Source organism: Pseudomonas sp. NPDC087817, from assembly GCF_044742875.1.
Lineage (GTDB): Bacteria > Pseudomonadota > Gammaproteobacteria > Pseudomonadales > Pseudomonadaceae > Aquipseudomonas.
On record NZ_JBIUVJ010000001.1, the window covers coordinates 452,968 to 463,259 of the forward strand.

Genomic DNA, 10,292 nt, shown 5'->3' on the forward strand with positions numbered 1-10,292 from the left:
GGCGGTTGACGGTCAGCCGTCCTTACATGGTTTACCGGGGTCCGTTAAATAAAATGAACCCGGCTATCCGACGACTCTCCATACCTTTAAGAGCCCCAACCGGTCCACAGGATCAAGAGGTCGTCATGTCCGCGCCTATCATCAAGCTCTTCACCCAACCCAACTTCGCGTGGACCGATATCCGCCGCGAAGAAGAGGCCCATCCTCGCCATTACCTTGCGCATTTGCTGTTGTTGGCGCTGATTCCTCCCGTTTGCCTGTTCATCGGCACCACTTATGTCGGCTGGAGTCTGGCGGCCGGTGAAACGGTACGACTGAGCAGTGCCAGCGCCTTGCAGTTGAGCATTCTGTTGTATGTGGCCATCGTGTCAGGCGTTGCGGTGATTGGTGGGTTTATCCGTTGGATGTCGCGCTCCTTCGACACGCGGCCGACGCTTAACCAGTGCATCGGTTTTGCGGCCTACACCGTGACACCGTTCTTCGTTGCCGGGATCGCCGGGCTGTATCCGAGTCGCTGGCTGGCGATTCTGGTGCTCGGTGCTGCTTCGGTGTACTCGACCTTTCTGCTCTTCGTCGGCCTGCCGACCTTCATGCACGAGCGCAAGGAACAGGGTCTGTTGAACTCGGCCTGTGTCTGGGGCGTGGGTCTGCTGGTCATGGTGACGATACTGGTGTCGATGATTCTGCTGTGGTTCAACGTGCTCACCCCTGAGTACCTGCGCGCGACCGTGGGCTGACGGGGTGCCTGTGCCGTCAGTAAAAACCTGCGGGGGCGGCGCGTCATGAGCTTTGTCGTGTGGGTCGCGGTGCTCGGCGCGGTGTTGCTGACCCTGGCGCTGACCTCTTCGTATCTGCGCTGGATGCCCGTGACCACCTCCGCTGTGTGCTTGCTGCTTGGGATCGGCATCGGCCCCAGTGGTCTCGACCTGTTGAAACTGTCGCTGGAAAACGCCTCGCTGTGGATGGAGCACCTGACGGAAGTCGCGGTGCTCTTTTCGCTGTTTGTCTGCGGGCTAAAGTTGCGTCTTCCACTGCGCGACAAGCGTTGGCGGATCGCATTTGGCCTGGCGGGCCCGGTGATGGTGTTGACCATCGCTGGCGTCTGCCTGCTGCTGCACTGGGGATTGCAACTGCCGTGGGGGCCGTCGCTGCTGATCGGCGCGATTCTGGCCCCTACCGATCCGGTGCTGGCAGCGCTGGTGCAGGTCAACGATGCGCGGGACGTCGACAGCGTGCGCTTTGGCCTGTCTGGCGAGGCCGGACTCAACGATGGTGTCGCTTTCCCCTTTGTCCTGCTTGGCCTGTTGCTGTTGGACGGCTCCGGGCAATCCAGTGCATGGCCGGACTGGGTCTTGCGCAGCCTGTTGTGGGCCGTGCCCGCCGGACTGTTGACCGGCTATTGGATGGGCCGGGGCATCGGACGCTTGACCTTGTCCATGCGTATTCACAACGACGACAGCACGCTGAGCCCCAACGATTACCTGGCGCTGGCATTGATCGCCCTGGCCTATGTGGTGGCAGAAGCCATCGGTGGCTACGGGTTTCTCTCGGTGTTTGCCGCTGGGCTCGGTCTGCGTCAGGAAGAAGTGAAATCCACCGGCGCCGGTCAACCGCCCGCTGAACATCTTGTGCAACCCGTGGTGGGTCACCAGAACGTCGAGCCCCAGCACGCGGTGCACGGCGATACTGAACAACTGGAAGACAGCCAGGTCGCCGCCGGGATCATGATGGGCGACATGTTGTCCTTCGGCGGCCTCGTTGAACGGGCCATGGAAGTGTTTTTGGTGACGCTGCTGGGCGTGGTGCTGGTGACGCATTGGGACTGGCGGGCGCTGCTGGTCGGCGCGGTGTTGTTCGCCGTGATTCGCCCGCTGTGCGTGGCGTTGATGCCGTGGGGCTCGCTGCTCGAAGGACGGCAGCGGCTGTTGATCGGCTGGTTTGGCATTCGCGGCATCGGCAGTCTTTTCTATCTGTTTTATGCCTTGAACCACGGTCTGAGCGATTCGGTGGCGGCGCTGTGTACCGACCTGACCCTGTCGGTCGTGGCCTTGAGCATCTTGCTGCACGGCATCAGCACCCAGCCGATCCTGGCGCGCTACGAACAAGGCAAGAACAAATCACCCAAACGGGCTTCCGGGGAATGAAAATCTTCAGCAAAAAAATGGATCTCTCAGCGATGGCCAGCGGTCACAAGCATAACCCTCGCCAGATACAACCGGTGGGGCCCGGCAGGTTCGGTTCCCCTGCGGCGTTTCGCCCATGAAAAGGAATCCTTGAACAGTAAGGTCACGGTCATGAAAGAATGCTCGACTCCTGCGCAAATCAAGGCTTGCAGGGCTTTGGCCCTGGAACGCAATCGTCAATTGTTCGAAGAAGCGCAGGCGCTGAATCGAGCGGCTCATGAGCTGCTCGAATCCGGGCAACTGGATCACGAACAGTTTGAGCACTACCGCGCATTACGTGGTAAGGCCGATGTGAAATTTGCCGATGCGATCGAGCATTTGTGTGTGCTGAACGAGGATTTTCCGCCGATCCCGATGTCGGTGCAGAACTCGCAGGGCTTGCGGCGGCAGCTTGAGACTGCCGATTAAGAGCAGAAGAGCAGAAGCCCCTCACCCCAGCCCTCTCCCAGAGGGCTGGGGTGAGGGGCTTTTGATTTTTGGCTTTTTCGTCGGGCGTTCATCCGCCCGGATTGGTCACCTGAATAAACACCGCATAACTCCCCAGCAACACCCAGAACGTCGCAAAAATCCACGGCGTGCGCACCGAAAACAGCAGCGACTTGCGATAGCCCTTGTGGCTCGATTCCATCTCGCTGAACAGCGGCGACTCGTCATAGGCCAAGCCCATCAACGGCTCGCTGAGGAGCAAATGACTCTGTTTGAAGTGCCAGTGATCAATGATGTCATACGCCGCGCGAATGCCCGGCCAGGCATTGAGCGAGCTGAGCAGCCCGAGCAGCGCCAGAAACGGTGGCACCACCAGCGTAAACAGCTTGCCCCATTCGGGGTTGAGGTTGGACATGCAGGACGCGAAGGCAATCACCAGAAACGACTGCGCCGCCAGGTAGGCGTCGGTGCGATTGGCGAGGATGCTGGTTTCGTACTGGATCTCCCGGCGATAGAAATCCAGTCGTTCCTTGGGCGAACCGAACATCTTCGCGTCATGTTCGGTCTGTATTTCTTCAGCGGTTGGCTGGGTCAATATGCGAGGCACGAGACGCACGCTCCGGGGCAGGAAAAACGTTTAGAAGCCCCCTGCTGCGCACTAGTTCAGCCGGATGTGCCCACCGTCATTTCATCGCGTGGGCAATGATCTCCACCAGGTTCAACTGCGTGAACGGTTTGGGCAGTCGCGGCAGTTGCGCGCCAAAGCCTTCCAGACGTTCGGCGTAACCGGTGGCGAGGATGATCGGCAGGTCCGGTTTAAGCAGCCGCACCGCGTGCGCCAGTTGCGCGCCGCTCATGTGCGGCATGGCCATGTCGGTAATCATCAGGTCGATGACCTCGCCCTGATCGAACAATGCCAGCGCCTGGGTGCCCGACGTCGCACCGATTACACGATGGCCGAGGTCTTCGAGCAGCAGACTGGTGCTGGTCATCACCAGCGAGTCGTCGTCCACCACCAGCACGCTGAGGCGTGGCACCGCAATCGGTGCGGCAGGTGGGTAGAAAGGTTTGACGGCGGCGCCGTCGACAGCCACCGGTATCCACAGCTCTGCCATGGTGCCGTGACCTTTTTCGCTTTTGAGGATGAAACGACCACCCAGTTGTTCGATGAAACCATGGACCATCGACAACCCTAGCCCGGTGCCTTTGCCCACACCTTTGGTGGTAAAAAACGGATCCCGGGCCGAGGCCAGTGTTTGCGCGTCCATGCCCTCCCCGCTGTCAGTCAGGCTCAGGCAGACGTAACGCCCCGCCGCCAGTTCCGAATGACCCAGCTCAAGCACGACCTCCGGCTGAGCGGTGATCGTCACCGTGCCACCCTCGGGCATCGCATCGCGGGCATTGGTGGCGAGGTTGAGTAAGGCCAGTTCCAGTTGGTTGGTATCTGCCAGTACCGGTTCAAGGTCGGCGGGAAAGTGCGTGTCGATGCGAATCCCCGGCCCCATTGAACTGCGCAACAGCCCGGTGATGCCTTGCACCAGTTGCGGGATATCGACCGATTCGGTCTTGAGCTCCTGGCGGCGGGCGAATGCCAGCATGCGCTGGGTGAGCGAAACGCCGCGCATCGCGCCCTGGGTGGCATTTTCCAGCAGACGGGTGATTTTTGGGTCGTCGCCAACGCGCTTCTGCACAATCTCCAGATTGCCGAGGATCACCGTCAGCAGATTGTTGAAGTCATGGGCGATGCCACCGCTGAGTTGACCAATCGCCTGCATCTTCTGCGCCTGGGCCAATGCCTCGCGGGTCTTTTCCAGGGCCAGTTGGGCCTGATGGGCTTCGGTCACGTCGCGGGTGATCTTGGCAAAACCGAGCAAGGTGCCGGTCTCTCCGCGAATCGCATCAACCACCACGTGCGCGAGAAACCGTGTGCCGTCCTTGCGTACACGCCAGCTCCTGTTCTCGAAACGGCCCTCTTTGGTGGCGATCGCCAAGGCCCGTTGCGGCTCGCCGAGTTCACGGTCCTCGGGGGTGTAGAACACCGAAAAATGCTGGCCGATGATCTCTTCCGGCAGATAGCCCTTGATCCGTTGCGCGCCCTGATTCCAGTTACTGACGCGGCCTTCGGGGCTGAGCATGTAGATTGCGTAGTCGGTAACGCCCTGCACCAGCAGGCGGAACTGCTGCTCGCTTTGCTTGAGGGTTTCTTCGGCCATCTTGCGATCGGTGAGGTCGCGGGTGATCTTGGCGAAACCCAGGAGATTGCCGTCGGGGTCGATGATCGGATCGATCACCACATGCGACCAGAAATTGGTGCCGTCCTTGCGCACCCGCCAGCCCTCGCCTTCGAATCGACCCTCGCGGATCGCCGTGTCGAGCGCCCGTTGCGGCAGCCCCGCCGCACGATCGTCAGCGGTATAAAAGCGCGAAAAATGCTCGCCGAGAATTTCCGCCTCTTCATACCCCTTGAAGCGCTTGGCGCCGGAGTTCCAACTGGTGATGATGCCGTCGGGGTCGATCATGTAGATCGCATAGTCGACAACCGCATCGATCAACAGCCTGAAACGCATGTTCTCGATCGCTGCGGTCTTGTTGTTTTCGCTCATCACTCTCACCAGCCGTTGTCATGAGCAGAAGTATGCGGCAATCCGGCCAATTGGGAAGCTGCTTCGTTATTGATTGCCCACCAGCGCGGCAGCAATTGTTTTATCCGGCTCTCGGCAAAGCGGTCATCGATCAGCATGACCACGCCGCGATCTTCGCGGGTGCGGATCACCCGCCCGGCGGCCTGAACCACTTTCTGCACACCGGGATACAGATAGGTGTAGTCGTAACCGGCGCCGAATATCGCCGCCATGCGTCGCTTCAGCTGTTCGTTGACCGGGTTGAGTTGCGCCAGCCCCAGCGTGGCGATGAAGGCGCCGATCAAGCGTGCGCCGGGCAAATCGATACCTTCACCGAACGCTCCGCCCAACACTGCGAAGCCGACGCCCTGGCTGTCGGCGGTGAACTGATCGAGAAACGCCTGCCGCGCCCCTTCGAGCATGCCCCGTGATTGCTGCCACAGGGTGATGTGCGAATGGCGCTCGGCCAACAAAGTCGCCACCTGCTGCAAGTAATCGAAACTGCTGAAGAACGCCAGATAGTTGCCCGGCCGTTCGCTGAACTGACGGGCGATCAACTCGACGATAGGTTCGAGCGACGCCTGTCGATGGTTGAAACGCGTCGAAATGCGGCTGACGATCTGCACTTGTAACTGCTCGGCACTGAACGGCGATTCAACGTCGATCCACACCGTGTCGGCCGGCGTGCCCAGCAAGTCAGCGTAATAGTGGCGCGGGCTGAGTGTCGCGGAAAACAGCACGCTGCTGCGCGCAGCTTTCAGACGCGGGCCAATGAACGCGGCCGGTACCACATTGCGCAGGCACAGTTGCGACAGCGGACGTTTGCGGTCGAGGTCGCGTTTGCTGATGTCGAACAGATAGTGCTCGTCGCACAGCTCCGCCACCCGACCGAATTGCAGCAGGTCGAAATAGAAATTCTGCAGGCCACTGTCGAGGCCTTGCGGATGGTCGTTGAGGTAATCGCCGATCGCGGCGCAACACAGGGAAATCGCCTGGAGCAGCTTTTCCGGGGCTTTGTCATAAGCCTGATACGCCGCCAGTTGCGGCGCATGCAGTGCATTCCATTCCCGGTTGACCCGTTGCAGCGAATTTTTCAGCGCTTGCGGCGCGGTTTTGCGCACGCCGCCGAGGGTGGCCTGATCAAGGCCGGCGCTGTACATCTGCCGACCGCGCTCGACCAGGTTATGCGCCTCATCCGCCAACACCGCGACTTTCCACTGGTTGAGCTGCGCGAGCCCAAACAGCAAGGCGTTGAAGTCGAAGTAATAGTTGTAGTCGGCGATCACCACGTCCGCCCAGCGGGCCATTTCCTGACTCAGGTAATACGGACACACCGAGTGTTGTGCGGCGACATCGCGCATCGCCGCCTGATCAAGCAGGTTGACGCGGCTGGCCGCTTCACGGGCGGCGGGCAGGCGATCATAGAAGCCTTGGGCCAACGGACAGGACTCGCCGTGACACGCCTTGTCCGGGTGTTCGCAGGCCTTGTCCCGGGCGACCATCTCCAGTACCCGCAAGGGCAAAGTGGCCGCTTGATCGAACAACACCTGACTGGCATCCAGCGCCAGTTTGCGCCCGGGGGTCTTGGCGGTGAGAAAGAACACCTTGTCCAGTTGCTGCGGCGCCAACGCCTTGAGCATCGGGAACAGCGTGCCAAGGGTCTTGCCGATGCCGGTCGGCGCCTGCGCCATCAGGCAACGCCCGGTGCTCACCGCCTTGAACACCGATTCGGCCAGATGGCGCTGGCCGGGACGAAAGTCTGCATGGGGGAACGTCAGTTGCTGCGCCGCGCGATTGCGCGCCTCGCGATGGGCCATTTCCTGCTCGGCCCAATACAGGAACAATGTGCATTGCGCCTCGAAAAACTCCTGCAAGGTCTCGACGCTGAACGCCTCGACCAGGCAGGTTTCCTTTTCGCTGACGATATCGAAATACACCAGCGCCACGTTGATCTGCTGAAGATCGAGTTTGTGGCACATCAGCCAGCCGTAGACTTTCGCCTGTGCCCAATGCAACTGGCGGTGATTGGCCGGTTGTTTGCTCAGATCGCCACGGTAGGTTTTGACTTCTTCAAGGCAGTTCTGCGCCGGATCGTAGCCATCCGCCCTGCCCTTGACCTTCAATTGGCGGAACTCGCCGTCCAGCGCCACTTCGCTCTGATACTGGTCATTGCGCCGCGAGGCCACGGTGCGATGGCCGGCAATGCCTTCCATTGCCGTGGGTGACGGCGTGAAGCGCAAGTCGAGGTCACCGGTCTTGGCGGTGAACTCACACAACGCCCGCACTGCAATGCTGTAGCTCAAGCGCTCTGCTCCGCCCATTGCACATAGCACACGGCTACTGGCATCTGATGCTGATGGCAGAACTCCAGCCAGCGCAGTTGGTTGTCCTGCAAGCGGTCGCCCGGGCCTTTAACTTCGATCATCCGGTAGGTTTTGTGCTGCGGCCAGAACTGGATCAGGTCGGGCATCCCGGCGCGGTTGGCCTTGATGTCGAGCAGCAGGCGGTTGAACCAATGCTTGAGGTGTGCGGCGGGCAGGCACGCCAGCGCTTGCTCCAGCAAATCTTCATTCAACGCGCCCCAGAACACGAACGGCGACTGCACCCCCCATTTCTCGACGAATCGGCCACGGATGGTGTCGGCATAACGGCCGTCGTCGAGTTCGCCAAGACAGGCCTGAAACCGTTCGGCGCGGCGTTGCTGGAAATCTTCGTTGAGCAGATCCACCGGACCGCGCTGGAACGGGTGAAAGAACGCCCCCGGCAACGGCGCGAAAATAGCCGGCCAGCACAACAGACCGAACAACGAATTGATCAGGCTGTTTTCGACGTAATGCACCGGGCCATCATCGGCGTGCAGATGTGCCTGCACATGAAACTCCACCGACAGCGCCGGATCGGTGCGCGGCAGGTGCAGATCCAGTCGCTCGACCGGTTTTGCCACCGCGCGCTTGAGCGGCGGGCCACCGAGCTTGCGCCGCAGCCGGGGCACGATGCGTTGCAGGCCTTGCTGTTCGGTGGCGCTTTCCGGGGACTGTTCGGCGAGCGTGCCGAGTTCCAGTGCCAGGCTGTATTCGCTGCAGCGTTCCAGCACGCGGATCATCCGCAATCGAGCGCCGGGATAGGCGCAGGTCCGGTAAATGCTCAGGGCCAGGGCAAACTCGGTGATACGCTCGCAGTATTGGCCGATCTGGAACAACACCTTGCCGCGTCGACGTTGCAGCCACGGGTTGTCGAAATGCAAGGCGCTCACTTGCTCAACGATGCTTTCCAGCGGCTCGCCGGCCTCGAAGCGCAATTGGCATTGGTGCAGGAACAGGCAGGCGTCGACGTCCTCACGGCTGCGCAGGCCCCGGGAATCGGCACAGAACTCGACTTTTTCGTAGGTGAAAATGCCGAGATCGGCGAGCACGAACTCCGACCAGTCCTGATACAGATTACCGAAGAACATCAGACGCAAACGGTCGCACAGTTCCATGATGGTCAGGCTGAACAGGCGATCGGGCAGCAGCGGCGCCCAGTCGCGCAGGCTTTGTGCCTGGGGAAACGCTTCGGCCAGCACTGGCAGCCAATCGTCCTTGCGGCCCTTGGGTTGCTCGATAAAGGCACCGAACGCTTGCAGGATCTCAGCCTTGAGCAACACGTCGAACAGCTCTGCGATCACCAAGGGGGCGTGTTCGTCGATCCAGCCGAGTTCCAGCAACGGCTGTGCCGCCTGGGGGATATCGCCGATTTCCGGGTAAATGAGCTTGCCCGCACGAAAATGCAGGCCCTTGCGCATCACCATCCGCACCAGCAAACCTTGCGAGGGTTTAGGCAACGCTTTGAAGTCGCCGATAAACGCCTGCTCCGTTTCGCTCATCACATCTGCATAACGATGTTCAAGCCAATCAATGACTTGCAGGAAGTTGTTAAGGTAATAGAACGGATCGTCGAGGGGTTTGGCAGTCACGGGAATTCAGGGCCATGGCGAGCGAGTACTGGTTATGCGTACAGATAACAGCTCTTCCCCACCCGGCGCAAACAGAAAAAGATCAATGGCATTTTTTCACCGGGCCATCGAACTTTTCCCGGCTCAATGGCACCAACCGCGTTAGAACACCGACAATGCTCGGTATCACATGGAAAGAGGAATTTGAGGTGGGTATGAAAATCAAGACATTGGGTATTCCTTTGGCCGTCGCCGCGCTGCTGGCATTGGGTGGTTGCTCGACCCAGACCGTGGTGACCTTGCAGAACGGCACCCAATACCTGACCAAGGACATGCCAGAGACCAAAACCAAGGATGGCTTCTATGAGTTCGAAGACATTTCCGGCGCCAAGGTAAAAGTACGCGCCGACGAAGTGGCCACCGTACGCAAGGAAGACTGACGGTTCATCCTTCGGGCTGGCACAGCAGAAGGTAGTAATCTTCTGCTTTTGATGTGGCGGAAGGCAGGCTGAATGCTCGATACAGCACCAATAGTATGATAGCTTCCACGCCAGTCGATCATTCTCCTGGAGGCCCGATCATGGGGACCGTGCGAAAAACCATTACCGTGACTGACCAGCAAGACAACTGGATCAAAGCGCAGATAGAAGCGGGCCACTACACCAACGACAGTGAATACATCCGTGATTTGATTCGTCGTGAGCAAGAGCGCAATGCTGAGCTAGAGACGGTACGGGCCGCTCTTCGGGAAGGTGAATCCAGCGGAAAACCTCGTCAATCTAAAGGAAAGATGTCAACCCATGGACATCGGTTTGAATGAATATTTGTGAGGGTTTAGATTAGGTATTCGATGTCCATAGACCACACGCATTTTTCACAGAAACGGATCACGTGATGTCCATGACGACTACGCGAATTTTGTGGCGACGAAAGCTAGCGTGATTAGGATGAGCCCGATACAACAGTCCAAATTCATCCAATCTGGTTGTATAGCTGAAGCTCTTAAGCTCTCTGAGTCATGACTTAGGTAATTGCAATGTAAGCGGCTGGGGAAGTCACCTTCCGAACTCCAGCATTAAGGGCGATGGTGTCCGCGTATTTTTAAGCGGACGCGATCGCCCTTAACGTCAG

Annotated in this window: 9 protein-coding genes; 5 read left to right on the forward strand and 4 right to left on the reverse strand. The window is 59.5% G+C overall.

Annotation, left to right across the window (positions count from 1 at the left end; all coding sequences use genetic code 11):
- Positions 1-125: 125 nt before the first annotated feature.
- From ACIONG_RS01995 to ACIONG_RS02005, 3 genes are all read left to right on the forward strand, one after another.
- Positions 126-737, forward strand: coding sequence for a Yip1 family protein (locus tag ACIONG_RS01995; protein ID WP_401296330.1), 612 nt, complete (start codon positions 126-128; stop codon positions 735-737).
- Positions 738-782: 45 nt separating this feature from the next.
- Complete coding sequence (locus ACIONG_RS02000) at positions 783-2,144, forward strand: cation:proton antiporter (protein WP_401296332.1); 1,362 nt, start codon at positions 783-785, stop codon at positions 2,142-2,144.
- 150 nt (positions 2,145-2,294) lie between these two features.
- Positions 2,295-2,591: a hypothetical protein gene (locus ACIONG_RS02005; RefSeq protein WP_103302050.1), complete on the forward strand. Its 297-nt coding sequence runs from the start codon at positions 2,295-2,297 to the stop codon at positions 2,589-2,591.
- 88 nt (positions 2,592-2,679) lie between these two features.
- Here ACIONG_RS02005 and ACIONG_RS02010 read toward each other — a convergent pair whose 3' ends face one another.
- The 4 genes from ACIONG_RS02010 to ACIONG_RS02025 all read right to left on the reverse strand — a co-directional run bounded on the left by ACIONG_RS02010 (position 2,680) and on the right by ACIONG_RS02025 (position 9,182).
- Positions 2,680-3,216 carry a hypothetical protein gene (locus tag ACIONG_RS02010; RefSeq protein ID WP_212808889.1) on the reverse strand — a complete coding sequence of 179 codons (537 nt, stop codon included), beginning with the start codon at positions 3,214-3,216 and terminating at the stop codon, positions 2,680-2,682.
- 76 nt (positions 3,217-3,292) lie between these two features.
- Positions 3,293-5,212: a PAS domain S-box protein gene (locus tag ACIONG_RS02015; RefSeq protein WP_401296335.1), complete on the reverse strand. Its 1,920-nt coding sequence runs from the start codon at positions 5,210-5,212 to the stop codon at positions 3,293-3,295.
- Between the two features lie 5 nt (positions 5,213-5,217).
- Entirely contained in the window at positions 5,218-7,533 is a 2,316-nt protein-coding gene (locus ACIONG_RS02020; protein ID WP_401296337.1) for an ATP-dependent DNA helicase, read from the reverse strand.
- Entirely contained in the window at positions 7,530-9,182 is a 1,653-nt protein-coding gene (locus ACIONG_RS02025; RefSeq protein ID WP_401296339.1) for a VRR-NUC domain-containing protein, read from the reverse strand. Before ACIONG_RS02025 ends, ACIONG_RS02020 begins: the two co-directional genes overlap by 4 nt.
- 194 nt (positions 9,183-9,376) lie before the next feature.
- Here ACIONG_RS02025 and ACIONG_RS02030 point away from each other — a divergent pair, with 194 nt between their 5' ends.
- Positions 9,377-9,601, forward strand: a complete 225-nt coding sequence (locus tag ACIONG_RS02030; protein ID WP_103302452.1) for a YgdI/YgdR family lipoprotein — start codon at positions 9,377-9,379, stop codon at positions 9,599-9,601.
- A gap of 140 nt (positions 9,602-9,741) precedes the next feature.
- A complete protein-coding gene (locus tag ACIONG_RS02035; RefSeq protein WP_401296341.1) occupies positions 9,742-9,981 on the forward strand; it encodes a type II toxin-antitoxin system ParD family antitoxin in 240 nt (79 codons plus the stop codon).
- Positions 9,982-10,292 lie beyond the last annotated feature (311 nt).